General features: G+C 57.4%; 22 protein-coding genes and 3 pseudogenes. 4 read left to right on the top strand and 21 right to left on the bottom strand.

From position 1 onward, the window contains the following. Nucleotides 1-375: 375 nt before the first annotated feature. The 9 genes from ACFWW2_RS11275 to ACFWW2_RS11235 form a co-directional block, all read right to left on the bottom strand. A complete protein-coding gene (locus ACFWW2_RS11275; protein WP_393928157.1) occupies nucleotides 376-867 on the bottom strand; it encodes a lysozyme inhibitor LprI family protein in 492 nt (163 codons plus the stop codon). 403 nt (nucleotides 868-1,270) lie between these two features. Further along, complete coding sequence (locus ACFWW2_RS11270) at nucleotides 1,271-1,888, bottom strand: LysR family transcriptional regulator (RefSeq protein ID WP_393928156.1); 618 nt, start codon at nucleotides 1,886-1,888, stop codon at nucleotides 1,271-1,273. A 304-nt stretch (nucleotides 1,889-2,192) separates the two neighbouring features. After that, a complete protein-coding gene (locus tag ACFWW2_RS11265) occupies nucleotides 2,193-2,975 on the bottom strand; it encodes an HpcH/HpaI aldolase family protein (protein ID WP_393928155.1) in 783 nt (260 codons plus the stop codon). Continuing rightward, nucleotides 2,972-3,376: a RidA family protein gene (locus ACFWW2_RS11260; RefSeq protein WP_393928154.1), complete on the bottom strand. Its 405-nt coding sequence runs from the start codon at nucleotides 3,374-3,376 to the stop codon at nucleotides 2,972-2,974. The genes ACFWW2_RS11265 and ACFWW2_RS11260 overlap by 4 nt, the downstream gene beginning before the upstream one ends. A 4-nt stretch (nucleotides 3,377-3,380) precedes the next feature. After that, nucleotides 3,381-5,411, bottom strand: a complete 2,031-nt coding sequence (locus ACFWW2_RS11255; RefSeq protein WP_393928153.1) for a pyruvate dehydrogenase complex E1 component subunit beta — start codon at nucleotides 5,409-5,411, stop codon at nucleotides 3,381-3,383. 3 nt (nucleotides 5,412-5,414) lie between these two features. Continuing rightward, nucleotides 5,415-6,731 carry a TRAP transporter large permease subunit gene (locus ACFWW2_RS11250; protein WP_393928152.1) on the bottom strand — a complete coding sequence of 439 codons (1,317 nt, stop codon included), beginning with the start codon at nucleotides 6,729-6,731 and terminating at the stop codon, nucleotides 5,415-5,417. A 5-nt stretch (nucleotides 6,732-6,736) separates the two neighbouring features. Beyond that, on the bottom strand, nucleotides 6,737-7,294 hold the full coding sequence (locus ACFWW2_RS11245; protein WP_393928151.1) for a TRAP transporter small permease subunit: 558 nt from the start codon (nucleotides 7,292-7,294) through the stop codon (nucleotides 6,737-6,739). Nucleotides 7,295-7,356: 62 nt separating this feature from the next. Further along, nucleotides 7,357-8,361 (bottom strand): TRAP transporter substrate-binding protein DctP, encoded by a 1,005-nt coding sequence (gene dctP, locus ACFWW2_RS11240; RefSeq protein WP_393928150.1) that lies wholly within the window; start codon nucleotides 8,359-8,361, stop codon nucleotides 7,357-7,359. Nucleotides 8,362-8,401: 40 nt separating this feature from the next. Continuing rightward, nucleotides 8,402-9,301 carry a 3-keto-5-aminohexanoate cleavage protein gene (locus ACFWW2_RS11235; protein WP_393928149.1) on the bottom strand — a complete coding sequence of 300 codons (900 nt, stop codon included), beginning with the start codon at nucleotides 9,299-9,301 and terminating at the stop codon, nucleotides 8,402-8,404. Nucleotides 9,302-9,506: 205 nt separating this feature from the next. Here ACFWW2_RS11235 and ACFWW2_RS11230 point away from each other — a divergent pair, with 205 nt between their 5' ends. Then, the gene (locus ACFWW2_RS11230) at nucleotides 9,507-10,283 is read left to right on the top strand and encodes a LuxR C-terminal-related transcriptional regulator (RefSeq protein WP_393928148.1); all 777 of its coding nucleotides are present in this window, start codon (nucleotides 9,507-9,509) and stop codon (nucleotides 10,281-10,283) included. A gap of 437 nt (nucleotides 10,284-10,720) precedes the next feature. Here the strand turns inward: ACFWW2_RS11230 and ACFWW2_RS11225 are convergent, their stop codons facing one another. The 5 genes from ACFWW2_RS11225 to ACFWW2_RS11205 all read right to left on the bottom strand — a co-directional run bounded on the left by ACFWW2_RS11225 (nucleotide 10,721) and on the right by ACFWW2_RS11205 (nucleotide 14,694). Next, entirely contained in the window at nucleotides 10,721-11,908 is a 1,188-nt protein-coding gene (locus ACFWW2_RS11225; RefSeq protein ID WP_393928147.1) for an MFS transporter, read from the bottom strand. After that, nucleotides 11,905-12,753, bottom strand: a complete 849-nt coding sequence (locus ACFWW2_RS11220; RefSeq protein ID WP_393928146.1) for an alpha/beta fold hydrolase — start codon at nucleotides 12,751-12,753, stop codon at nucleotides 11,905-11,907. Before ACFWW2_RS11220 ends, ACFWW2_RS11225 begins: the two co-directional genes overlap by 4 nt. Before the next feature lie 229 nt (nucleotides 12,754-12,982). Then, entirely contained in the window at nucleotides 12,983-13,468 is a 486-nt protein-coding gene (locus tag ACFWW2_RS11215; RefSeq protein ID WP_393928145.1) for a GNAT family N-acetyltransferase, read from the bottom strand. A gap of 97 nt (nucleotides 13,469-13,565) precedes the next feature. Continuing rightward, a complete protein-coding gene (locus ACFWW2_RS11210) occupies nucleotides 13,566-14,201 on the bottom strand; it encodes a class I SAM-dependent methyltransferase (protein WP_393928144.1) in 636 nt (211 codons plus the stop codon). Between the two features lie 172 nt (nucleotides 14,202-14,373). Beyond that, nucleotides 14,374-14,694, bottom strand: a complete 321-nt coding sequence (locus tag ACFWW2_RS11205; RefSeq protein WP_393928143.1) for a hypothetical protein — start codon at nucleotides 14,692-14,694, stop codon at nucleotides 14,374-14,376. Nucleotides 14,695-14,856: 162 nt separating this feature from the next. Here ACFWW2_RS11205 and ACFWW2_RS11200 point away from each other — a divergent pair. Both ACFWW2_RS11200 and ACFWW2_RS11195 read left to right on the top strand, forming a co-directional pair. After that, a pseudogene (locus ACFWW2_RS11200) lies at nucleotides 14,857-14,985 on the top strand (Lrp/AsnC family transcriptional regulator); the annotation flags it as partial. 6 nt (nucleotides 14,986-14,991) lie between these two features. Beyond that, a complete protein-coding gene (locus ACFWW2_RS11195) occupies nucleotides 14,992-15,318 on the top strand; it encodes an Lrp/AsnC family transcriptional regulator (protein WP_393928166.1) in 327 nt (108 codons plus the stop codon). Nucleotides 15,319-15,407: 89 nt separating this feature from the next. Here ACFWW2_RS11195 and ACFWW2_RS11190 read toward each other — a convergent pair whose 3' ends face one another. From ACFWW2_RS11190 to ACFWW2_RS11180, 3 genes and pseudogenes are all read right to left on the bottom strand, one after another. After that, nucleotides 15,408-15,827 carry a hypothetical protein gene (locus ACFWW2_RS11190; protein WP_393928142.1) on the bottom strand — a complete coding sequence of 140 codons (420 nt, stop codon included), beginning with the start codon at nucleotides 15,825-15,827 and terminating at the stop codon, nucleotides 15,408-15,410. Between the two features lie 27 nt (nucleotides 15,828-15,854). Continuing rightward, nucleotides 15,855-16,577, bottom strand: a complete 723-nt coding sequence (locus ACFWW2_RS11185) for an MFS transporter (RefSeq protein WP_393928165.1) — start codon at nucleotides 16,575-16,577, stop codon at nucleotides 15,855-15,857. 496 nt (nucleotides 16,578-17,073) lie between these two features. Continuing rightward, nucleotides 17,074-17,184 (bottom strand): annotated as a pseudogene (locus ACFWW2_RS11180) (hypothetical protein); the annotation flags it as partial. 142 nt (nucleotides 17,185-17,326) lie between these two features. On the opposite strand from ACFWW2_RS11180, the pseudogene ACFWW2_RS11175 reads away from it, so the two are divergent. Next, a pseudogene (locus ACFWW2_RS11175) lies at nucleotides 17,327-17,410 on the top strand (transposase); the annotation flags it as partial. 48 nt (nucleotides 17,411-17,458) lie between these two features. On the opposite strand, the gene ACFWW2_RS11170 reads toward ACFWW2_RS11175, so the two are convergent. The 4 genes from ACFWW2_RS11170 to ACFWW2_RS11155 form a co-directional block, all read right to left on the bottom strand. Continuing rightward, nucleotides 17,459-18,088: a glutathione S-transferase family protein gene (locus ACFWW2_RS11170; RefSeq protein ID WP_393928141.1), complete on the bottom strand. Its 630-nt coding sequence runs from the start codon at nucleotides 18,086-18,088 to the stop codon at nucleotides 17,459-17,461. Between the two features lie 357 nt (nucleotides 18,089-18,445). Further along, nucleotides 18,446-19,015, bottom strand: a complete 570-nt coding sequence (locus tag ACFWW2_RS11165; RefSeq protein ID WP_393928139.1) for a hypothetical protein — start codon at nucleotides 19,013-19,015, stop codon at nucleotides 18,446-18,448. A 154-nt stretch (nucleotides 19,016-19,169) separates the two neighbouring features. Next, entirely contained in the window at nucleotides 19,170-22,241 is a 3,072-nt protein-coding gene (locus tag ACFWW2_RS11160; protein WP_393928138.1) for a type III restriction-modification system endonuclease, read from the bottom strand. Nucleotides 22,242-22,245: 4 nt separating this feature from the next. Beyond that, nucleotides 22,246-24,270, bottom strand: a complete 2,025-nt coding sequence (locus ACFWW2_RS11155; RefSeq protein ID WP_393928137.1) for a site-specific DNA-methyltransferase — start codon at nucleotides 24,268-24,270, stop codon at nucleotides 22,246-22,248. Nucleotide 24,271: the final 1 nt, after the last annotated feature.

Raw genomic sequence — 24,271 nt, 5'->3', positions numbered from 1 at the left:
TCAGATCCAACCGGCAGCACACTTTCCCCATAGACACCGCCAACCCCCGCGGCTTCCACCCTGAGAGATTTTCCAACGCGGGCCACCCTTACGGCCAAGCTGAGACCTCGCGCCATGGCCCGCATCAGAAAATCTTCATCTTCCAGCACTTTCGCCACACAGATCACGAAAGTCCGGTTCGGGAAACATCGTCTTTCACTGCACAGCGAATAAATTGGTAACATGCGGGACAAAACGGCCTTTGACGCAATTAGACTTAAATGTCCGATCTCCGGACTTATCTCTAGAAAACAAGCAAAGAGTTGCGACTAAATCTCTGTATCTGCTGACGTTTGATTGGCTATGCACCTCAGGTATCAGCGATTTCCGTTCTTCTTACTTGTTGACCTCGTTATCGGGATCGTAAGAGCTGATGTCGCCTAGCTGCTCAACCCTGAACAAAGTCAGTTCTGTCCTGCAAACAAGCCATTCTCGTACACTCCAGTTGTGGCCCACGAAGTTTGTGAACACATCAGGCCATTCGCAGTGTATTTTTCTATATTCCTCAAATGACGTTTGCGCGTTTTGCAAACGTTCAACAGCGGTTGGGGCCTGAGTTTCACGTTTGTCGAAGTCCTCCACGGCCACCTTTGCGACAAGATAAGCATCCACCATCTCTTGCTCCGCAAGTTCTGCAAGGGTGTGATAACAGCTATCGATCTCATAGAATTCCGTTTCAACGCACAAAGACAGACGATCGTTGAGGCTTAGTGTGCCGTCAGCCGATGCGGCAGACGTAAAAACCAAAACCGCACCCAAGGCAACGATGGTCCAAGCCAAGCCACGCCAAGGTTGCCCTACCTTCCATTCGTTGCATTTCGCCGGCATTGTCGGAAGCCCTTCATTGAACTGTCTGCTGTTAGAAAGCACACAACAGATACTTTTCCCACTGATAAATCAACAAAGACGCGACCGTTGGGGTGATCCGCAGAGTCTAAAATAAGGGTTGTCAGCCACTATTCGCCACATTCTGCATCGACGCCCGCGATGCACATTCTGAACTGTTCGGCAAGGCAGACTTTCGTTGCGTCGCAGAAATAAGGGCAAGAGGGCTCCTTGCGGTCGTCAGATGCGGCGCAGCATCGTATTGACAGGCCCGGATCTCGGCGATGAGGTCGGCCCTTAGCGGACTCTGAGCCCAGGGCCAAATTGCCGCGTTTGCAGCCCGCAAAGCGGACATTCACGAATGCAAGAATTTGGAACCAGTCCTGCATACTTTCGTAGTCAGTTCCTAAGACTCCAGTGCCTCAAGTATGGCGCGCGATTGACGGCACTCAGCCAGACCAGGCCGGGTAACGAAATAAAATGACGTGGTAGCGCCACTTAGGCAGACAGCGCGTTCTGCTAGAGCTCCTTGTCGTGTTTTGGCGGCAAGCAGCAGTGCATCAAGTTCGTTAGACCAGATCAACTCAACGTCATCCATTGGTCGCGTCTCCCGGACATACGGCTCAAGCTCCGTTGAGTGCCGGGGCCATCCTTTTGGCAGACGGTTGGCGATAACGGGATCCACGCCGATGCTTGATTTCCGACCGTTGAGCGCAGGTGCAACCGCCTCGGTCGCGTCCGTCAAAACGTCGAAAGCGCGAGAAACATCGGGGAGGTACGCTGCACCCTCTCTCGTCAACAACAATCCCTGTGGCAGCCTCCGGAAAAGCGAAATTCCCAGAGACATCTCCAGCCGTTTAACCTGCTGACTGACGGCACCGGCCGTCACCCCTAGCTCGGCTGCCGCCGCTTTGAAACTCAGATGTCGCGCGGCCGCTTCAAACGCTTTGGGGCCTTCCAGGGAAGGAATTCGATAGGTCATGGGGTCAGCAGCGGTATCGATTGCCGCTGCGCGAGCCGTCATAGCCGACCTTCACTGCGCATAGGAAATACGATGAGAGGCGAATTCATCCCAGGCGAAACTTCTCCGGTATTGAGTATTTCTGATGTCACAGTATAACGCCGCTCCTGAAGCCCATTCAGCTCAATGAGCCGACCTTAATGTCCATGGCACTGCTGACGCGCCAAGGATTGGGCGCGGCTTTTTCTATTTCTCGCAAACGCGTGGCATCGTTTCCCAATCCTGTCGGCGGTGCTGACCGACTTCTTAGCGCGCGACAGCTATAGGTTTTGTAGAAAGTGCTGCTCGGAAGAATCTGCGACCATGCTCACCGGGGAGACAGCGTTGAAACCCATTGTCCGAACGCCGTTGCGATCAGGATTTTGTCTGAGCCGACGACAAAGCAAGACACGCCAGACTGCCGCCAAGACGCAACGAGCTCTGCGCATTCTGCCGGATCGGGCGAAAAAACGGGCATTATCACGGGAAGGCCGACGTCAGCCGCACAAGCGACCATTTCTGCCACAGCGGTGCGCACATCCGGGTGCCTCCAATCGCCGTTAAGCCCCATTGAAACAGACAGGTCGAATGGGCCGATCATCAGCGCGCGCAAGTCCTCGGTCGCGCAGATCTCGCGGATGTTGTCACGCCCTTCGACCGTTTCGACCAGAGCGATGATCCCGACGCGGGCCTCTTCTTTGGTTACGTAGTCCTGCCAGTTCCGAATGAAGTGCCCTCCGGACCGGCAACACGGGCAGGCGCCCCTCAGGCCGCGCGGGGCAAAGCGTGTCGCGGCCACAGCGCGCGCGGCCTCTTCGCCGGAGGACAGGTTGGGTACAACCACGTGCCGGATGCCTGCATCGAGCGCCTTCATGATCAGCACTGGGTCGTTTTTCGGCAACCGCACGGCGCAGCCGATGTCATTTGCGTCAGCGGCCCGAGCGAGGTTTTCGGCAGTCTCCATCCCGAAGACCCCGTGTTCGCAATCGATGATCGTGAACTGGAAACCGTTCAGGCCGATCAGGTCCACCAATTCTGGCGCGGCGATCTGGGACCATGTGCCAAGGGTCACCTCATCCGATTTCAGAAGCGCCCGAAGATCCCGTGTCATGCGTCTTCCAGTCCGAGGATGGCCTTGCATTTGATCTCGACCAAGATGCCGGGCATCGAGAACCCGTTGACGGAGAACCCGGTCCATGTCGGGTAGCGGTTGATGAAGTAGCGGTCTTTCACCGCCATGAAGGTCTTGAGCTCGTCCATCGAGCCTGCAAACCAGCTTTCCAGTTCCACCACATCGTCGAAGCTGGCCCCGGCCGCAGCAAGAACCTTGCCTGCATTCTCGAACGCCTGGGTGAATTGCGCCTCGGCGGCTTCGACCACGTTAAGGCCCGCGTCCCGGCCCACCTGGCCGGAGCAGTATAGTGTGTCGCCGACCAGAATGCCGGGGGCGTAATGATAGGTGTCATAGATGTTTTCCATCCCCTCTGGGATGATGACTTTGCGGGTGGGCATAGGGCTACCTCCTGTAGCAGACGGTTTTGACAGCCTCGGCGATGCGCCGGGCATTGGGCATGTATTGGCGTTCGAGCCGGTCGTTATAGGGCACGGGCATTTCCGGCGCGCCGATGCGAGCGACCGGTGCGTCGAGCCAATCGAAGGCGGCCTCGGTAATCGCGGAGGCGATTTCTCCGCCGAACCCGCCGAAAAGCGGCGCCTCATGGACGACCACGGCGCGGTTGGTTTTGCGAACGCTTGCCGCAATGGTGTCGATGTCGAGCGGCTTGATGGTGCGCGGGTCGATCACCTCGACGCTGATGCCCTCACCGGCCAGCTTTTCAGCGGCCTGGACGGCCCGCTCGACCATGGCGAGCGTGGCGATCACGGTGCAGTCGGCCCCTTCCCGCACGATCCGCGCGCGGCCCGGTTCGATCAGATAGTGCTCCTCCGGCACGGGCTGCGCCTGGCCGAGATAGAGCAACTTGTGTTCGAGGAACACGACCGGTCCGTCATGGCGAATGGCGGCACTCATCAGCCCTTTGGCGTCATAGGCGGAGGCGGGGGCATAGACCTCCAGCCCCGGCACATTGGCAAAGAACATCTCCAACGATTGGCAATGCTGTGCGGCCAGCCGGATGCCCGCACCTTGCGGGCCACGGAACACGATGGGGACCTTGGCCTTGCCGCCCAGCATAAAGCGCGCCTTGGCGGCCTGATTGACGATGGCGTCCATCATCAGGGTCACGAAGTCCCATAGCTGCGCCTCGACCACGACGCGTTTGCCGCGCATGGCTGCGCCGACGCCACAGCTCGCAATCGCGCCTTCGGAGATCGGCGTGTCGCGCACACGCTCCGGGCCGAATTGATCGAAGAGGCCACGGGTCAGGCCGAAAATGCCACCGGTCTTGCCGATATCCTCGCCCAGGATGATGACGTCCTCGTCGCGTTGCATTTCCTGCACGAAGGCCTCGGTGATGGCTTGCGCATAGGTGATCTCACGGGTGCCGAGTGCGGAGGGTGCGGCGTGCAGCAGCCGGCGGGGCGGGCTGACCAGCGCTATGGCCCCGTCCATATCGGGTTCGGCCTGTGCCTTGGCCCAATCGATGGCGGCTTCGACCTCCGCCTCGGCGTCCCGCGTCAACGACGTACAGAGCGTGTCGTCCAGTTCCGAGCGTGCCGCCAGATCCTCGCTCAAGCGGACAATCGGGTCGCGGGATTTCCACGCTTCTTCCTCATCCTCGGTACGGTAAGCCGGCAGGTTGGCACGCATGGAATGGTCGTCCCAACGGTAGGTCAGCGCCTCGATCAGGGTCGGCCCGTCGCCTGCCCGCGCACGCAAAGCGGCACGGGTTACGGCCGCATGGATGGCGGGCAGATCGTTTCCGTCGATCCGTTCGTTAGGCATGGCGTAGGCGTCGGCGCGGCCCGCAATCGTGCTCCCCGCCGTGACCGCCTCGGTCGGCGTTGTCAGCCCGTATTGGTTGTTTTCGCATAAGAAAATCAGCGGCAACCTCCAGATCGCGGCAAGGTTCATCGCCTCATGAAAAATGCCTTCATTCACAGCGCCATCGCCAAAAAAGCTGATCCCGATGGCGTCGGTGTTGTCGAGTTGTTCGGCCAGTGCCGCGCCAGTGCCGAGGCCCATGCCCGCCCCGATAATGCCGTTTGCGCCAAGGATGCCGTTGTCGAAATCTGCGATATGCATCGACCCGCCAAGCCCGGCGCAATAACCGGCCTCACGCCCCATCAACTCGGCGAACATGCGGCCCAGATCGGCGCCCTTGGCGATGGTGTGCCCGTGGCCACGATGGTGGGTCAGGATGAAATCGCGCGGCTCCAGTACGGCGCAGGCGCCCGCGGCAATTGCCTCCTGGCCGATGCTGGAATGCGCGGTGCCCTTGATGACGCCTTGCAGAAACAGCTCCTTCGCCCGGGTCTCGAACCGGCGGATGCGCAGCATCATCTTCAGCGCGGCAAGGCGTTCGTCGGGGCCGAGCGTGTTGGCGGTGGGACCAGCCCCAAGTGTATTCAGGATCGAAGGGTCAGCCATGGGTCACCCGTAAACCAAGCGCGGCAGCCAGAGCGACAGATCAGGCCACAGGATGACGATGGTCAGGGCCAGGATCTGCAACCCGATGAAGGGCCATTGCGCGGAGAAGATGTCTTGCAGGGTCACGCCCTCGGGTGCCGCCCCTTTGAGGTAGAAGCACGCGGGCCCAAAGGGTGGCGTCAGGTAGGCGATCTGCATCGATAGGTTGAAGACGATGCCGAACCAGATCGGGTCGTAGCCAAGCTCGATCAGAACCGGCAGAAAAATCGGCATGGTCAGGAACAGGATGCCGATCCAGTCGATGAAAAACCCCAGAAGGATGAAAACGCCGACCATAACAGCGAGGATGATTGACGGGTTGTCGGAAATCCCGGACAGGACGTCTCCGGCGAAAGCGATGCCGCCCATCAGGTTATAGACGCCGATCAGCGCGTTGGTGCCGAAGACAAGCCAGAAGACCATGCCGCAGGTACGCATCGCTTGAACCATCACTTCGCGGATCAGGGTCCAGGTCAGCACGCCCCGAACTCCGGCTGCCACCGCCGCACCGAACGCCCCCAAAGCCGCGCTCTCGGTGATCGAGGCGAAGCCGAAATAGATTGAGACCAGCACGCCGGAGGCTACGAGCACCGGCAGGATGACGCCTTTGAACAGCGCCAGTTTCTCGGCCAAGGGAATGTCGCGCTCCTCCGCCGAAAGGGCGGGGCCAAGCGCCGGGGTCATCCAGCAGCGGCCAAGCACATAGATCACGTAGAAACTGGCCAGCATAAGGCCGGGCACCAGCGTCGCCAGGAACAGGTGCGAAATTGAGACCTGCGCGGTCAGCCCGTAGAAGATCAGGATGATCGAGGGCGGGATCATCGTGCCGAGTGATCCTCCCGCGGTGATGATCCCGATGGCGAGCTTCTTGTCATACCTCAGCCGCAGCATTTGCGGCAGGGCGATCAGGCCCAGCAGAACGATTTCGCCACCAATAATCCCCGTTGTCGCTCCCAGCACGACGGCGACGAAGATTGTCACGACTCCGATCCCGCCCCGCAGGCTCCCGGCCCAGACATGGAACGCGTTGTAGAGGTCTCGGGCGACGCCGGACTTTTCCATGAAACTGGCCATGAGTACAAACATCGGCACGGCGATCAGTTCGAAGGACCCGACGAATTCCGCCGTGCGCGCCCCGATCAGGAACAGGCCGTTGGGCCCGAAACTGGCTACGGTCAGTACCACCGCGATGGCCCCCGACACGAAGGCAACCGGAACGCCCAGCACCAACAGGGTCATCATCGCGACAACGATGAGAATGGAGATGGTCCCGATATCCATGAGGGTCAGTGCCGTGGGCCTTCGCCCGTCTCGGGCGGGATGGTGCCTTGAGGGATGTCCTGGGGCGGATAGCTCTCCTCTCCACGGGTCAAGAGTCGCCAAATCCGGATCAGAACAATGATCAGAAACAGCGCCGCGGCCAGACACAACGCCACCTTGATGAAGGCCGGAAGCGGCGTGTTCCACGAGGTGCCGGAGCGTTCGGGGAACCATGTACCATTGGGCATGAAGCGGAACGCGGCGCTCTGGGCGAGGTTCCAGCCCGAAACAGCAAGCCCGGCCAGAAAGATGACGCCACACAAGTGGCCAATGCCCTCCAAGACCAGCCGCAGCTTGCGGGGCAACCGATCCGCGACGACGGATATCCGCATGTGGCTTCGTTCGGCCATGCAAAAGGCGCCACCGAAGAGGAAAGCCACCGCGCCCAATAATCCGGCGATTTCATGGGCCCAGAACGTGGGCGCATCGAAGCCGTAACGTGCGACGACCTCGACAACCATCATCAATGCGATGATGCCGAAACCGAAGGCCGTGACTGTGCCGACCATTTGGGTGAAACGCATCATGAGGCCACCTTGGGTTAACCCCGGCCCGATGTATCACGGCCCGGGGCATGTGAACGATCCTACGATCCGTCCAACTCGTTGAGGAAGGCACGGTGGCTTTCAACGATCTGCGCCGCGCGCTCGTTGCGGGATCCCCAATCGTCCCAGACCTCCTGCAACATGCTGCGGAAAATCTCGGCGTCTTCGTCGCTGAACGCGATGAACTCCACGCCCAGATCGTCGCGCGCTTCGGCGATGGCGGCCTCTTCCTGCTCGCCCAGTACGGTTTCAAGCGTGGCAGACAGGCCCTGGCAGGCCTCGGTGAAGGCCACCTGGTGTTCTGGTGCGAGTGCGTCCCATTTATCCATCGAAACGGACATCTCGGTGACCGGCATCGAATGTCCGGCGCGGATCGAATACGGTGCATTCTGATACATGCCAAAGGCCATATTCAGCCCCACATTGGCCAGGTCCGACGCGTCAAGCGCCCCGGTTTCGAGTGCCGTGATCGCGTCACCGGGTGTGAGGTTCACCAGCTGCGCGCCAGCGCGCGTCAATAGGTCGGACGGCAGCCCCCCGGGTGCCCGAATGGTGATGCCATCGAAGTCCGCAACCGAACGAATTGGAACGGTCGATGGGATCTGCTCACTGGGCCAATGCACGATGCAGATCAGATGCATCCCGTAATCGGCATAGAGCTCCCGACCCAACTCCAGCCCGCCGCCTTCACTGAACCAGCGCGCGCGTGTTTCGACGTCGGGATACGCCGCAAGCGTGTCGCCAAAGACCGCGAATGCGGGGTCCAGTCCCGCAAAGAAGGTTGGGCCAGTGTACTGGCCATCCAAGAGGCCATTCATGATGGCTTCCATCGTCGCGGTTGGTCCTACGACAGAGCCTGCGGGGAAGACCTGAATTTGCACCGCGCCATCGGTGGCTTCAGCAAGCTCCGTGGCCATGTCCTCGAAGGCCGTGGTGGTGGCAGCGGTGGCGCCCAGGAATGTCTGCATGCGGAAATCCTCCGCCAACGCAGCGGACCAGGTTGTGGCCGCCATCGCGCCACCCAGAAGTAGTGTCCTTATATTCATCTCTTTTTCCTCCCTGAGATGTCGGTTTTCGCTCGCGATCTCACGCCGCGATACGAGGGGTCTTCATGTTGAGTATCTGGCGTGTCTCAGCCACGGTCGCTGGCTCGCGCCCAAGGCTACGCGCCTGGTCAGCGACCTTGGCAATGACCTCGGCATTGGTCATATGCCGCGCGCCGTCCATATAGGCGTAGTCGCCAAGTCCGATGGAGACATGCCCGCCCTGACGGATGATCTTTTCGGTCAGCTCGAAAAGATCGCCCTTGTAGTTCACGACCGTCCAGATGGTTTCAAACTCAGGCGGCAGGAACGCGGTATGGGCATCCAGCCCGGCCTTGGTGCCCGGATGACCGGCGAAAATGATCTCATCGGTCATGCAGAAGCAGACATAGGCTGGCGCTTCGAGCACACCCATTTTAAGAAACTGCTCGATCTGGCGGGTGAAGCTGACATTCCAACTGACGAGATAGGGGGTCAGGTTGTAGTGCCGGATACGCTCAGCGAAATACATCAGCGTGCCAGTCGAGTTCTTGTAGATCAATTCGGTGGTGTCGTACTTGCCTTCGCCGGGGTTCCACCAATCCACATTCACGCTGCCAGTATCCATCGGCGCGAAATCCGGCGCGGTTTCCACTGATTTCATCATCTCCTCAATGGCCGCAAACCGTCCCTTCGCATCCGCGTCATTGGCGACGTAACCGAGCGTGGGGTGGATCAGAATGTTCGACCCGGCCCGGATCCCGGCGTTGGTCTCAAGATAGAAATTGGGATCATGGGACGGGGTTCCATCGTCATGTCGCCCATGGAAGTGCACAATCGAAGCGCCCGCGTCATAGCACGCTTTGGCATCGGCGATGATCTCAGAGGGCAGGAACGGCACATGCGGGTTGCCCACCCGCGTTGCCAACTCATTCACCCGCGCTTCGATGATAATCTTCTGCATTCCGCGCCCTCCCAAACGCGCCCGCATGCAAGCGAGTCGGCTTGACGATGGTCGAACAGGAATAGGAAATCCAGACTTAAGTTATAAACACGTTGCAAATGGTGGCAAAGAATATACCTTAAGTTATATGAATGAGTCAAATTCACCCGGGAATGTGGCGCACGACGTTGCTGATTTGTTAGGTGGCGCCTTTGCCGGCCACACAATGCAACGCCTTAGAACACCCGAAGGGAAGTACCGTTACAGCTATGTTAGTGCAGGGTTGAAAGCATCTTTCGGATTGGATCCGGCAGAGTTGATGCAGCTGGAGGATGTGGATCACAGGTGGCTTCACCCAGAAGATCGCCCCGGTTTCATCGCGGCGCTTGAGCATTCGGCCGCAGAGCTGACCCGGTTGGATGAAGAGGTCCGGGTGACCCATGCCGATGGTGGGTATCGGTGGGTCCGGTCCATCGGGAACCCCCGGCGTCTCGAGGATGGAACGGTCATCTGGGACGGCGTGGCGCTCGATGTAACAGATCGCCATGCAGCACGTGCCGCACTTGAACGCACATTGAGGCAGGTTCGACAGAACGAAACGTCGGAGGGTCGATTTTCGTACATCGCTGCGCAGGACGTTCTTGAGGGGCTGTCGCGACTACGCAACGCGGTTATACAGCTCGACGACAATGGTCCCAAGAACCTCAACGTAAAACGCGTCTTCAGTGAATTCGAACGCGCGTTGATCGCAGCTCGAGATTTGGTCGAGCCGTCAAATGTGGTTGTTGCGCGCGCGCCTGAAGACTCTGCCGATCTGTTGTCGAATTTGACGGCGCGGCAGCAACAGATCCTAGAAGCCGTGTCGCGAGGATCCAAAAACAGAGACATTGCGAACGAGATGGATATCTCGGAAGGTACGGTCAAACTGCACATCTCCGCCATTCTCAAGCGTCTAGGCGTGCAAAACCGAACGGAGGCGGCCCTGTTATGGAAAAGGTCTTAAGTCCCGCCCGTTTACGGCGTCGAAGGGCTTGATGATTTCGTCTGCATCAATTCGCTATGAGTAATAACGCGGCAGCGGGTCCTGGGATAGCTGCCAGATGCGCTCTGCATGTCCTTTTGGATGCAAAACGCGTCTAAGGCGCAATTTCGGCCCTTAGCCGACCTCCAGCATGGGTCATGTATGCTGCGTGTGCAGCCCGCATAGCGGACATTCAACCAGTGTCTCCAGTCTTTTCGAATCTCGGTAACGAGAAGCGTGAGAATTATCACTCCCACGGACGTCACTCGGAAAAGCATAGTCGAATAACTGTCTTTTCCTATTCTGCCGGCATCAATTCCAAGGGGTAATACGGATTTAGCAACGCAACAACGTACCCTCAGATACGTGCCTGACGTGGGAGGAAACTTCGCCGCCATAACAGCACGACAAGTGGAGCTTCAGTCAGCTTTCCTTAGTAACAGCGCGCAAACCAGAGCCACAGATCCGCCAAGTCCAAGCACGGAGAATGCGCCAGGCCATTGGAGTGTCTCCGGCAAGACGTCCAGAGTGATCCCAAAGCCGATCGGAGCCAATGCTCCGCTTCCGATACCCAATACGGATCGGACACCCAACGCGGCACCCAGCTTGTGGGCGGGCACCGTGTCCGTCATGGCGGAGGATAAGACCGCGGAATCTCCGATGATGACAAATCCATACATCGCAACGACGATCATCAAGGCAACCGGACCGATTGCTGGCAACCAGCCCAAGATGAATGAGCAGAGCATTCCGAGAACAGCAAACCCAATCAGCACGCTGCGAGCACCGAAGCGGTCCGATGCATAGCCCGAGAGAATAGACGAGAAAAATCCTGTCAGGTGCAAAGCGCAGGCAGTCCAGATGCCGATCTCGGTGAAGGATGTCTCTCCCGCGAGGAGGAGCGACGATGCCACAAAGGCAGGAACCCAGGCCCAGGCGCCGAACAACTCCCAGCAATGTCCGACATAGCCGACGGTAAGAAGTATGGTTTGGCGTCGGGCGTGGGCAGAGAACGGTGCGGCAGCGGGTAAAGCGGTTCTAGTTGGCTCTTCAACCCGAGCGGTTGCCAAGTATCCGAATGGAACGCCAAAAACGGATATGAAGGCTGTTAGCAGGAAAGCGGCTCTGTAGTCGAACCACTCCAGCATAGTGCTCGCAGTCAGGATCGAGATGACATAGCCTGCGGACATGCCGGATAGGACCCATCCCATCGCCGATGCCTTGCGCGCTGCCGCTACGTTGGCCGAAGCGAGCATCAATGCTGGCGTGTAGGTCCCGCCTTGAGCGAGACCGATCAAGGAGACCAGAAGCAATGCGGACGGCTGGGAACGCGCATAGACAGCAAATGCAAGAGCGGTCAGTGCAACGAGAATGGTGGAAACCCGGTAAACGAACTTCGCCCCCAATCGATCACAGGCGAGCGACGCGACCAGGAGCGACACCGCAAACGCCGCGGTGAACCCAGCCTGAACGGCCCCCGCCTGGGCCGCCGTCATGTCCCAGGCTTCCATCAAGGTCACGAGGCAGGCAGCGTATGTCATGAACACAGCAGTTGTGCAGATGCGCGATACCACGAGGAGGGGCAGGAACGAGCTATACTTTTTCATGGGGTGCTCTGTGCACGGGATGGCAGTTTGTCATCAGTCAAGCACGACGCGACCAAGTCCGCAAAGCTGGTCGGGTCGGATACGGGCCAGAGGTGGTCCGCTCCGGCGATCTCTCGGTGGTTGCCATTAAGACAGCCCGCCGCCGCACGGGACGGAACCGCCCACATTGGTCGCGAACATGCACCCCAGGCAACTGAGATGGGCACTCCCAACTGTGCGAGATTGGCCAACTCAGGCGCTTCGGCGTCGCCGCTTGTCTTGGTGCCTACCAGATGGGGCATAGTATGTGCGTTTTCGAGTGCCCAAGCTTGCAAGTGGTGCGGCAGGAGAGCGAACCGGCGGCCCGCTCCGGAGGCAGCTACAAGGTGTTCAACTGATCGCTTTGTGTCCCCGGCCGAAAGTGCAGCCATGACGGGAGCGAAAACCTCAAGGGCGTCCTCGTTGAGCATTGCCGCATCGTCGGGACTAGGTGCCAGCCATGGTGCGCTCGGTTCGTAGATCAGGACACCAGAGACGAGATCGGGACGGGCGGCCACAACACGCAGGGCGACGTTCGCTCCGTAGGACCAACCAACGACATAGGCCGGACCCGCATTGATCGTCGTCAGGATTGAGACGAGATCGACCGCATGCGCAGCTTCGGAGAAAGAAGGCCCGTCCTCTCGCCAGGAGTGCTTGCCAAACCAGCGCAAAGTGGGCGCGACGCAGCGAAACCGATCCCCAAGCGCTTTGACGACAGGCGACCATGTTCGGTGGTCGCTCGCCGCGCCATGAACGAAAAGAACGGGATGCCCGTCTCCCTGATCAAGACAAGGGAACTCGCCCCTTTCGGTTGTGATGTTCATCGCTCTTTCTTTCTGAGTTTGGACCCGGGATCGCGCGGGTTAGTGATACGATACAGCGGCTATAGGCGTGGAACTGTCGGAACCAAGCGTTTCTGGCCTGAATCCGCAGTGCGGAAGATATGAGACGTGGTGCTATAGTGACGGCAGACCATTCATCACGGGATGGTGCCTCGTCCAGTTGTTGCCTATCCGCAGGTAAAGCCAAGTTCTGAGGGCGCATGGCTCAACATCACAGCTCCATGAAGTAGCGCGCGACTGGCCAGCGGCGGAATCCGAAGCTCTCGTATGCGGCGCGCGACGCCTCGTGCCCGGGATCACCACCGGTCTCTACCATCACCATCTTCAATCCTGCGCGTCTGAACTCGTCATTGGCGAATGACATCAACGCCGTTGCGACCCCGCGCCGCTGATGCTCGGGCGCCACCGCGACAATGTGGATTTCCCCCATCTTGTCCTCTGGATGGACCCGCAGACCGACGAAGCCCACTAGGCTGTCTTTCGCATGTGCGGCCCACACTTCGCAGGTCGCATCCTTCAGGAGCGCCTTTATGTCCGCGACTTGACGCACTTCCCATCCATTGGGATAGAACGCATCCAGAACGAATTTGTCGTTGGTCTTCGCCATTGCTTCGAAAACGGGTGCCCAGGCTTGGAGGCTGAGATCGAGTAACTCTTCGGTATAGCGCTCGTCAAAAGGTCTGATTTCAATCGTCATATCCAATTCCTCAACTGGGTCGATGTATGGCATGTGCGTCGCCATGAACTTCGTGATCAGTTCACGAGCCAACGCTCCACCAAGTCATACTCTGCTGTTAGACAACGGCGACGCCCGCAATTTGCACATTCACCGGAACAAATGGGCTTTTTAGCCGATACTGATCGATTTCGCAGCTTGAGAAGCCAACGGCGCGGATCAGCGATGCAGTGTCCCGGTCCAGACAACACCCCTCGAACACATAACGCCAAGGCCGCCGCAGTAACCTTTGCAGGTGTCTCAACACTGATCCATGCGGCGCTTCTACATGTTCCACAAATAGAAACTTTCCACCCGGTTTGAGTATCCGGCGAACTTCTTCGAGGACCCTGCGCGGCTCACCAACAGTGCACAAAACGAGTGTGCAGACGACGAAGTCCACCGATGCTTCGGGCAAGCCTGTTGCTTCTGCGCCAACCGGGAGGATCTCAAGGTTTATGCTGCGCCGCGCCGCCCGCCGTTCTAAAATCGGGCGCATCTGGGCGTTGGGTTCGATGCCAATCACGCGATGCGCACCAGCCAGATACGTCAAGTTCGCGCCAACGCCGGGCCCGATCTCAACGACCGTGCCTGACAAGTCGGCAAAAAGAGCGAATTTCTTCGCATGTAGAAGGTGGTTCACGTAGCTATCGATGGCAGCGAGGAACCACGCGTTGAGACGGCCGCGAAGTGGGTTGTTTTGTTGAACGGACATGGAAACTCCAGGGATGGTTTTCTTAAGGCGCGATCATCGGATTGGCTGCTCTGTGCCATGTCCCCTGCAACCCGATGGGCTCAGACCGGGCCACGCATAAAAAATGCGAGGGCTACAAAGCCCGGTGACGCTTTCGAGCCGCCCGACGGCGCGCTGAAGCAAAGCGGCGGGACTATCGCGCCTCCTCGACCAGCAAAGTGTCGTAGTGCTGCGCGCGCGCGTCGTAGTGCGCCAGCACCTGGCGGGCATGTGGTGGGACATGAGACCTCTCGTAGTCGTCGCCGACAAAACCCTTCACGGCGTTGAGATCTCGGAAGCGCATGATCGTGATGAACTCCACGTCCTCCTCCCGGGTCCTCCGCGATAATTCAATGCCCTGGAAGCCGGGAATACTCATCGCCAGAATGCCGGGAATGACCTCGCCGGTGACGACTTCTTGGTAGCGGTCTGCGTTTTCGTGCGTGGCATAGCCATACCAGATGCGCGTGATCATCGGCGTCTCCTTCTCTGTAATCTTACCGGCTCAAAGCCAGTCTTCATGCCACCTGCGATACCACTGGAGCAGGCCGCATGTCCTGCCAAAGACCAATCGGGCATATCAAGGTATTGGCATGATTAGTGTTGAATTCGACGTTATTTGGCATAACGTGCCAATATGGATGATATTGACAAACGAATCGTATCGACACTTCAGAATGAAGGGCGTCTGAGCAATGCCGAACTTGCCGATCGCGTCGGATTGTCGCCCTCGCCGTGTCTGAGAAGGGTCAAACTGTTAGAGGGACAGGGTGTGATCGCTGGCTACAAAGCCATCATTGACCGTGAAGCGGTCGGGCTGGCGCTGACCGTGTTCGTAGAAATCACGGTTGCGCGCCATTCCCGGCAGAACGCGGCGCTTGTGGCGGAAAGCCTCTCGGGGATCCCGGGCCTTGTCGCCTGTCACATGGTTTCCGGCGATGCCGATTTCCTGGCCGAGATCGTTGTTTCCGATCTGACCGCTTACGAACGCCTGCTGACGGAGCAGATTCTGACGATCGACGCAGTCGAGCAAATCAGATCGAATTTTTCGCTGCGCGCAGTTCGCACATCGCAACCGTTGAACCTGGCGCCGGTGTAGATCAAGGACTGACGAGAGGTCGGCCAAATATGAGATCAGATCGGGTTATTCGGGCGCCTCATCAGAGGCTCATCGGTGTGATCGTAGGATCAACGCATCCTTGCGGTTCGCCGGAAGGCCAAAATTGCGTGGAGAGCGATCCCGAACAAAAAGAGAAGAGCGACACACAGCTGCATTCCAAGATCGCCAAACCTACCTGATACGAACAGCAAGAGCGGCGTGCCCAGCAGGTTGGCAGTGTTACCCAATTGGGCCATGAGACCATAGGTGAGCGCCTGATGCTCAACATCACTGTTCAACTCTGGAACCGCCGTAAAGCTCGCCCCCTGAACGAGTCCAAGAACGGCGAAAAGCGCAATCGCAAAACCGGCCCCGAAGCCCACAAACACGTTGAGCAACACAAGCGCGCCCGCGAGAGCAAATCCCGCCACAATGATCGCCACGCTGCCGGTTCCACGCAGTAGTAGCGGAACGATCATCAAGGAAACCGCTATGCTGGCCATCGGCATCATCCCGGCGACCTGAGCCGCGTTTTCCTATGCCAATTGCCCTGGCAGCAGCGCCAGTAGCGACACGAAGGTTAGTGTATAGGCAAGCCAGCCAGCGCCCGGTGCCGCGATAAACGGCGATGCGTAGGCACGACGATGGGCGACCAGAACACCGGTGTCGCGCGCGCCAGGAGCGGGCTGTGGGGTCTTCGCGTTCGGCAGGAACATTGACGCAAGGATGCCAATCGACAGCAAAAACGCGCCATGTCCCGCAAGAAGCGATGCCAAGCTGTTCACGCTGACAAACGGCATTATTCCCCACGCGACGACGGCAAACGAAACACCGAAAAACGTGCTCCATAGGGTCATGGCCGCGCCGACATATCTCCGGTCGCTGATCTGCGCGATCAAGGTTGGCGCGGCGACCACGATCGTAAGATGCGACGTGCCCTCAACGACCCTGCTGATCAGCATTGACGGAAAGGACGGAAGCATGGCCTGCCAGAATGAGATCAACGCTCCAAGCGCGAGACCGGATACAAGTATGCGCTTTGCTCCAAACCGTCCTACGACGCTGCCGGTGACAATACCGAGTATCGCGCCTACCAAGCTCACAAGAGACAAAAGCCAGCCCAGTTCCGTGCCGAGGTCTGGATACGCTTGGCGGAAAAGACCAAAGGGCACTGCAATCTTTGCAAATTGTGCCGCCGCGCCCAGGCCCGCAAACCAGAGCAGAAGGATCAGAAGAGGTTTTGGAACCCTTGCGTTCATGCCCCCAGCTACCCGACGGGCAGAGACCGGGCCACGCATAAAAAATGCGGGGGCTAAAGCCCGGTGACCAGACGTGCGGGTCGCCCGTCAGCGAGGTACAGCGTTCCCAAAGCATTCCGCCTGCGCTGATCTTCAATTCCGGGTAGATCGCCTCTGACGTCACGAGGAACTGAGGTTGCGGATGCTCTTCGTCCCACCAACCCTTGGCATCGAGTTCGGTTTCGGCACGGCGGATTTCCTCGGTTGCAAAACGCCACAAGGAAACACCGACCATACCGCGATCGGTTGAATTCCAGTCCTTTGCTCGGCTTTTGGAATAAGCCAGGCACTCGTGGCTGGCCTCATCCACGAGGTGGACACAAAACGATGCCCCTTCGACCAGTCGCTTTAGCGCAGCATCGGTAATGCCCTTCGGGGACAGGCATTCGAATGCCTGTCTCTGCACATCTGCATCCGGAGTTTGTATTCCGTTTTCCCAACGCGAAACGGTTGTCTGATTGACGCCAAGCGCATGCGCCAGGGCGTCCTGTTTGATCCCGCACGCGATCCTTTGCCGCTTCAGGCGCTTTGCGAATGCCGGGAACAGAGGAGTCAAAAGACCATTCATCTTCAAAGAAATATTACCATTAAAGTGTTTCTCCAAGCCCAAGGTGAAGGGGCGAAGCCACCACCACCATACCCGCGGAGGTCGGCCGGGAGCGACGGTCAGTTCCTTTGCTTTGTGGGAAACCTGGGTGAGCGCGGCTTAGATAGGCCTAACCCCGCTCGACAAATCTGGCGGCGGAAGGGAGAAGCTCGGCCGGATCACTAAGAAGGCCGATCGATACCTCCGCAAGATCTGGATGGTCTCGAACGCGCGCGACACAGATCCATCCGGACCTCTAGGCCGACTCAGCTTCCAGCGCTCGTCGCACGGTCGGACGTTGGGCCATCATTTCTCGATGCTCCGCTACCTTCGGAAACTGAAGAGGATCGACACCGTCCGGTTCCATCCACTGAGCAAAGGTAAAAAGATACGGATCGGCCACAGAGTAGCGTTGGCCGAGCACGAACGGCCCGTCCAAGTAGAAATCCTCAATATGTGAGTAGGCTGCCGCAACAGTAACCGGAACCTTACGCTGCATCGCTTCGATTGCCGCTTCATCGTCGACCCATCTATGCCCGCGCATACGATGGGCATGGGCAACGTGCAAAGTGGATGCCATGAAGCTGTTGAATTCTTGAAGCCTCGCAAATTGATACGGGTCGCCAACGGGCGCTAGCTGTGCATCAGGAAAGAGTTGCGAAATATAGACAAGGATTGCGGGGGTTTCGGTCAGAACACCCGACGGCGTGACCAAGGCAGGTACCCGGCCCTTCGGATTGATTTCAAGGTAAGAGCCGGAGTTATGGTCGCCCTGTTCGATCGATAACCGATGCAAGTCATACAACGCTCCGGCGTCTTCCAATGCGACGTGGGAGGCCAGTGAGCAGGTGTCCTGCGCATAGTAGAATTGCAAACGTTCATTCATGACTGCTTGGCCCCGTCGATGCCATCTGTTTCATAAATGCAGTAAAACTGAGTGGGTCACAATAACCAAGTCGGCCCGTTGCTCGATCCTGAAGAACGGCCATATTGGGCTTCACGAACGGCCCTAAGCCGACATCCGACCCGCTGTCTCGATTCTGCATCTGCAGCCCACATACTGGCCATTCGCCGCACGTGCAAAACCTGGCGATGATCGAACTCGCAGATCGCGGGACGTCGCTTTCGAAAGAGAATTGCTCCAAATGAGCACCTGGGACGGTACGAAAGCGTGGCAGTTCCAAAACAGCTATCGCTTTTTCGAGCGGTAGCCACGGTCTCGACGTAAGCGGCTCTCATAGGACTAGCTTGAACCGCTTTCCAAGTGTTTGATTTCCTTTTCTGCAAGGCTGATGAACTCTCGTGCCTGCGCGATCTCGTCTTTTAGAAAGGCAATGCGATCAAGATCGGGCTTCGGTTTTTGAACTGCACGTCGACGCTTGGCGACAACTTCTACCTGCACAGGGCCTGCGGTATTGCTCTTCCGTTTTGCTTTCGCTTGCTTCTTCTGAAGCTTGGTTTTGACCAACTCGTTAAAACCCGCTTGTTTGGATGCCCAAGCCTCGATTGTGCCAGCGCGGGCCACATCTTGTTGAATCTCATCTCCGATATTCTTTGGAAACTTCAGGCCTTGTTTCCTGTTCGATACACGGGCGTCGGCTGCGATATTCAGCAACATCTTGCGTTGCGCGGCTAGCGGCAGTGGCTTGGATGGCTTGACCGCTTTCTTGGGTCTTTTGGTTTTGTTTTTCTGAGCCCGCTTTGGTTCGTATCTGGTTTCGGCCGGATCAAACGAGCCAAAGGAACCATCTGCTCTGATGATAGTGTGGCCTCCGCTATACGATCCTCTCCTCAAACCAAATTTCTCCCCCACAATCGCAACCGAGCGTAGTCCTGCATGGCCACCGACAACATTTGCAGATTTCTGCTCTCACGCTGAATCACTTCACCGAAATGCTTATGGGCTAGCTGGGACAATCGGTTTTGGTTCAAATTGAGACTGAACAAAGGTAGCCTCCAAAGCAAGGCTAGTTACCCCGAACAGCAGACATGAGCTCAGAAAAGTCTGAGACTACATCATACTTTACCCGGTCATTGGGGACGCTATTCGCAATTTCCTCGAAGAACTTTCTGGCGCACTTGATTTTTTCTCGCTCCAATTCGCGGAACTTGAGGGACGGCTGGGACCCCTTTGTTTCCGCAACAAAGTAGATGTGCTGCACTGAGTGTTCTTTGAAGGCTATCGCCCAGTCGGGGTTGTAGTCGCCAACAGGCGTGGGGATCAAGAACCCCTGCGGCAGCTTCGAATAGACGACGATTTCATCGCTTGTATCCAGGTCTTCGACAAACTTGCGTTCGACTACAGAGTCGACCACGGCATAGTCATAGATGTGGTTTCGCAATTTCCCGACGGCCTGCGTTAGGTCGGTGCCACTCTGGGTCGCGGGGAAAATATCGGTGTCGTATCTGTCGGCAGTTGCATCATAGGTCAGATGCTCGATGACAGTCGTGGCCTTCTGCTCTTTGATTATGCGTGCTGCCTCAGAGATGAATTGTTCAGGGTTGGCCTGGAACGTCGAGAACTTCGCAGCGCTCATTCCGGTCAGAATTTTCCCGATCGTCCCACGCGTCAAGTCCGCACCTTCGGCAAGTTTGCCGATGACATCATATGAAACAAGCGAGTGGGCAGAGCTGCTTTTTTCGCTGCGTATACCAGATTGTTTGAACGCAGCTCCGGTTCGAAGCTGAGCCTCAGTCAGCTCATTCGAAAGTTGGCCTTCGGTGACGACGTATTGCAGAGGCGAGACAACGAGGTCTCGGTCCAAAGCATCGACGCAGCGTTGGACCAAATCGTTGGAGTCAAACTCGACCTGATAGACTGCCTTCCGGTTGATGCGCTGCCAAAGTTCCTGAAACTCCTTCCTTTCGAAGTTCTTGTTTCGCAGGTTCGGTTTGCCCTTGCGGCCATCGCCCATCATGTTCTCGAGCTGGCTTCCGTTGAAGACGGTATCGATCAGCTGCAGGATCTGTTCCTGTTGGTCGAGGAGTTCATCGGGCAATGAAGCCAGCGTGCCCGCCTCGCGCGCCTCATGATACGCTTTTGTGATGCCATCGTTGTCATCGATGTAGTCGTTCTTGATGAGATACCGCTCGATGCGTTTGGCCATGTCCTTGGACACTGTGGTTTCACTACCGTTGACGGTGATCGACTTGCCCTCAAAGTATTCAGCGTTCGCCTGGCGTGGCCGCTCCGACAGATTTTCCGCGATTTCTTTCTGAAGGCCGCCAACAAAGTCTTTGTAGCTTTCGCTGGCCACCACGGTCAGGACGTTGATGTCATGCACGGTTGATGCGTGATCCATGCGGTCGCCGTTCTTGTTGACCGAAATGCGGAGTCCCCGGCCAACCTCCTGGCGACGCGATATGGTGTTGTCGCTGTGCTTGAGCATGCACATCACAAAGACGTTCGGGTTGTCCCAGCCCTCGCGCAACGCGGAGTGGGAGAAGATGAATCGCGTCGGCTCTTCGAAGGAAAGCAGGCGTTCCTTATCCTTTAGGATCAGATCGTAGGCCGAAACGTCATCTGTCAAACCGGCGAACTCACCACGCGCTTTGACCTTTGGATCAACGAGCTTGCCCTTTTTGTCGATCGAGAAATAACCGTTGTGGGTTGCTCCGACGTCGATGCTGTCCAGATGCTTTCGGTAGGCCTCATCCTCCAAGGGCAACTCGCCAAGATACTCGGCTTTCAGCGCTTCGTATTCCTCTTCGAACACCCGAGCATATTCGCCTTTTTCGTCCTCAGCATCGTAGTCCCGATACTTGGCCACTTCGTCGATGAAGAAAAGCGACAGCACCTTGATGCCTTTGGCAAACAACTGCTTTTCGCGCTCAAGATGGGCCGAGATTGTCTCGCGGATCTGAATGCGGCGGATGTCGCGTTCGGTGATGTCCCCGCTCGCTTCACCGGCCTTCAGAACGGCCCCATTAGTGAAGTGCACTTCGTCGACACGTGCGTCGATGTCGGAGACGACGAAATCACGGTACTGATCGAGCCCCTTAGACAGGTCGAACAGGTTGCGGCCCTTTTCGATCTTGCGGAGCACCCGCTTGATGCCCGAGTTGGTCTTTACCTCCATCTCAATCCGCGCCACCGGGTCGCTTTTAGAAATCTGGATGCCTTCCAGATAGAGATACGCATTCGTGCCCGTCAGACCCTTGGCCTGAATGCCACGCACTTCGATCTTCTTGACCAGCTTCTGGCTGAACGCATCAACCGCATCCAGACGATGTACCTTGTTGTGGATCGTCTTGTGGGTCGCCGAATAGCGCAGGATGAACAGCGGGTTGAACTTAGGCAGGGCGTTCTGTGTCGCCGTGCCTTCCATCTTCTGCGGCTCATCGAGGATCAGGATAGGGCGGTTCTTGGCAATCACGTCGATTGGCTTGCGGGACTGGAAGTCATCCAGCTCTTCGTAAATCCGTCGGTTGTCGGCCCCTGACGCGTTGAACGCCTGCACGTTGATGATCATCACGTTGATGCCTGCGTCCGAGGAGAAGCTCTCCAGCTCGTGCAGCCGCTTGGAATTGTAGATGAAGAACCGCGCCTTCTTGCCGTAGCTTTCAACGAAATGCTCTGCCGTCATTTCCAGCGACTTGGCCACGCCTTCGCGGATCGCGATCGATGGGACCATGATGATGAACTTGGACCAGCCGTAACGCTTGTTCATCTCGAAGATGGACTTGATATAGCAATAGGTCTTGCCCGTGCCGGTCTCCATCTCGATGTCGAGGTTGATGGCCGAACCGGGTTTGTAGCTGGCGGGTTTCGTGCGACCGTTTTGATCGACAAAGTGGGTCAGGCTTTCCGATAACGGCAGGTTTTGGCGCTGCTGCACCTTGCGGATGTTTTCCAGCACGGGAACAGCGGGGGCGATCGCCGCGTTGCTGAACCCGTCTTCATCGGCCCGGATCTGCGCGCGGCGGCCGGGGTCGATACGGTATACTTGGCCGGAGGTGTTGGGCTGGCCCTCAAAGCAATCGACCACGGCCTCGACCGCCGCTGTTTGGTAGTCTTGCGACTTGAACTTGATCTTCATGGGGTCAAATCGCCTTCACTTCGGTGTCGGGCGACATGGCTTTGAAGATCTGGCGCACGTTGATCTTGGTCTGGTCGTCGGCAAAGCCGGTGTCCTTGAATACGATCCGCATCGGGGCGTGGCTTGCCAGCTCTTTGACCAAATCCTCGGAGATGCCATCGTCGAAACAGGCCATCAGGGCGGTGTCGGCAACGAAGAAGACGGTTTTGCCCTGCACGGTCTCGCGGCGGATGGGCAGGGTCAGGTCAACGCCCCAATCGAGCAGCACCTGAAAGAGCAGATCCTCGGCCGTGCGGTCTGGTTTGATATTGTCCACGCGGGACAGCAGGTCGGCCTGAGAGGTCTGATCCGGCGTGTAGAACACATCCGCCATGTTGGAGCTGTCGATCTTGATCGAGCGAAAGCCTACGTCCTTGTTCCATTCGCTGTGACACTCGCCTTCGAGCAGCTTTGAGCCTGCACGACGAAGGCGCTCCCGAGATATTTCCGCGATTGTCTTGAACCCAGCTTTTGCAGCCTCAGACTTTGGGTCTGGTTCCTCGTCAAGTTGAACCAGCACAAATTTTCGCGCTTGTCCGTCCTCTGCGTTTGCTTGCATGACGGCATGTCCTGTGGTGCCCGAACCTGCAAAAAAATCCATGACAATGCCACCATCGGAATTGTTAGCCCATCTGACTAGTTGCTTAATCAATCGAACCGGTTTCTTCCCATTGGCAAAGGCCATTGAGCCTTCTTTCGCAACGTTCCCCATGTCCTGATGAAACCCTTTCCAAAGGTCACCACGGATAACCGTCCTGCCGAAGCGAGGTTTGTAGTCATCGGACATTCTAAAGTTCAGCGATAGCGGCATAAGCGCTTGAAGCGTTCCATTTTGGAGTGTCGTCAAATAGTAAGTACGATGTTCGGCTTCAAACTTTTCCCAACGACCCATGGGCGGGGTCTGCCCTCCCGCAGAAACTGGCGGGCGGTCGATACGAGCGATGCTTTCCAGATTTGAGTCGATGAACTCTTTCGCAGCTTCGGAAAGTGCCAAGAGCTGGTTTATATCGTTGATGCTGAAGGCATTCCGGCGCAACAGATCAAAACGCTTAATGTCGGCGCCTACTTTTTCATCGGCAAGAAGCTTTTCGGATAGCGTTCCCAGAGTTCCATCATCGTTCAGCCACACTGAATAGTGCGTGTCGTAGGTGTCTATGCCATCAAAAAGAGGCGTGTGTGGTTTTTTGTCAAACTCAGCTGTTCTTCTGTAAACATGTACAAACTCGACGTTTTTTACGATTGTACCTTGTTGGGCGTTAACCGTTTTTGGGCCGGACGTGGTCGACATCTCAACCGCAATTGTATCGATGAAGTTGTCTTCCCCAAAAACTTCATCCAGCAGCCGTTTGAGGTTGGCGGTTTCTGCATCGTCGATCGATGCAAGAATTACACCATCATCGGCAAGCAGGTTCCTTGCCAATTTCAGACGCGAGTACATCATGGACAACCAATCGGAGTGAAACCGTCCGTTTGAGAGCGTGTTTGCAACCAATCGGTTTCCGGATTCATCGACTTGGTTGGACCTTGTAAGAAACTCGTCTGAGCACTCCGAAAAGTTATCCGAGTAGATGAAGTCCTTCCCCGTGTTGTACGGCGGATCGATGTAGATCATCTTGACCTTGCCCAGATAGGTCTCTTGCAGCAGCTTCAGCGCTTCAAGGTTGTCGCCTTCGATGAACAGGTTCTGGGTGGTGTCGAAGTCCACGCTTTCCTCCCGCGCGGGGCGCAGGGTTTTGGCGATGGGGGCGTTGGCGGTGATCAGCGCTTCGCGCTTGCCCGGCCAGTTCAGGTGATAGCGTTCCTGCGGCCCCTCGACGATGCTGTCCGACAGCTCTTGGCGCAGCTGGTCAAAATCCACCGCCAGACGCAGCTTGCCATCCGCGCCCGCCGCCTCGGTCACGCAGCCGGGGAAGAGTGCGCGGATCTTGGCGATGTTGTCCTGCGTCAGGTCAGGGCTGTGCATTTTCAGCTTTTCGATCTCGTCACTCATT

Source organism: Yoonia sp. R2-816 (genome assembly GCF_046762905.1).
GTDB lineage: Bacteria > Pseudomonadota > Alphaproteobacteria > Rhodobacterales > Rhodobacteraceae > Yoonia.
Note: the sequence above shows the minus strand (reverse complement) of the source record. Positions and strands in the feature narration are given on the sequence as shown.

What these genes read in the sequence shown, in the direction of transcription:
- ACFWW2_RS11270 (WP_393928156.1), bottom strand. Translation starts at nt 1,888, where the DNA reads ATGACGGCTCGCGCAGCGGCAATCGATACCGCTGCTGACCCCATGACC.
- ACFWW2_RS11220 (WP_393928146.1), bottom strand. Translation starts at nt 12,753, where the DNA reads ATGAACATCACAACCGAAAGGGGCGAGTTCCCTTGTCTTGATCAGGGA.
- ACFWW2_RS11170 (WP_393928141.1), bottom strand. Translation starts at nt 18,088, where the DNA reads ATGAATGAACGTTTGCAATTCTACTATGCGCAGGACACCTGCTCACTG.
- ACFWW2_RS11185 (WP_393928165.1), bottom strand. Translation starts at nt 16,577, where the DNA reads ATGAACGCAAGGGTTCCAAAACCTCTTCTGATCCTTCTGCTCTGGTTT.
- ACFWW2_RS11275 (WP_393928157.1), bottom strand. Translation starts at nt 867, where the DNA reads ATGCCGGCGAAATGCAACGAATGGAAGGTAGGGCAACCTTGGCGTGGC.
- ACFWW2_RS11265 (WP_393928155.1), bottom strand. Translation starts at nt 2,975, where the DNA reads ATGACACGGGATCTTCGGGCGCTTCTGAAATCGGATGAGGTGACCCTT.
- ACFWW2_RS11245 (WP_393928151.1), bottom strand. Translation starts at nt 7,294, where the DNA reads ATGCGTTTCACCCAAATGGTCGGCACAGTCACGGCCTTCGGTTTCGGC.
- ACFWW2_RS11190 (WP_393928142.1), bottom strand. Translation starts at nt 15,827, where the DNA reads ATGCCGATGGCCAGCATAGCGGTTTCCTTGATGATCGTTCCGCTACTA.
- ACFWW2_RS11155 (WP_393928137.1), bottom strand. Translation starts at nt 24,270, where the DNA reads ATGAGTGACGAGATCGAAAAGCTGAAAATGCACAGCCCTGACCTGACG.
- ACFWW2_RS11250 (WP_393928152.1), bottom strand. Translation starts at nt 6,731, where the DNA reads ATGGATATCGGGACCATCTCCATTCTCATCGTTGTCGCGATGATGACC.
- ACFWW2_RS11260 (WP_393928154.1), bottom strand. Translation starts at nt 3,376, where the DNA reads ATGCCCACCCGCAAAGTCATCATCCCAGAGGGGATGGAAAACATCTAT.
- ACFWW2_RS11210 (WP_393928144.1), bottom strand. Translation starts at nt 14,201, where the DNA reads ATGTCCGTTCAACAAAACAACCCACTTCGCGGCCGTCTCAACGCGTGG.
- dctP (WP_393928150.1), bottom strand. Translation starts at nt 8,361, where the DNA reads ATGAATATAAGGACACTACTTCTGGGTGGCGCGATGGCGGCCACAACC.
- ACFWW2_RS11255 (WP_393928153.1), bottom strand. Translation starts at nt 5,411, where the DNA reads ATGGCTGACCCTTCGATCCTGAATACACTTGGGGCTGGTCCCACCGCC.
- ACFWW2_RS11215 (WP_393928145.1), bottom strand. Translation starts at nt 13,468, where the DNA reads ATGACGATTGAAATCAGACCTTTTGACGAGCGCTATACCGAAGAGTTA.
- ACFWW2_RS11230 (WP_393928148.1), top strand. Translation starts at nt 9,507, where the DNA reads ATGCAACGCCTTAGAACACCCGAAGGGAAGTACCGTTACAGCTATGTT.
- ACFWW2_RS11235 (WP_393928149.1), bottom strand. Translation starts at nt 9,301, where the DNA reads ATGCAGAAGATTATCATCGAAGCGCGGGTGAATGAGTTGGCAACGCGG.
- ACFWW2_RS11160 (WP_393928138.1), bottom strand. Translation starts at nt 22,241, where the DNA reads ATGAAGATCAAGTTCAAGTCGCAAGACTACCAAACAGCGGCGGTCGAG.
- ACFWW2_RS11225 (WP_393928147.1), bottom strand. Translation starts at nt 11,908, where the DNA reads ATGAAAAAGTATAGCTCGTTCCTGCCCCTCCTCGTGGTATCGCGCATC.
- ACFWW2_RS11205 (WP_393928143.1), bottom strand. Translation starts at nt 14,694, where the DNA reads ATGATCACGCGCATCTGGTATGGCTATGCCACGCACGAAAACGCAGAC.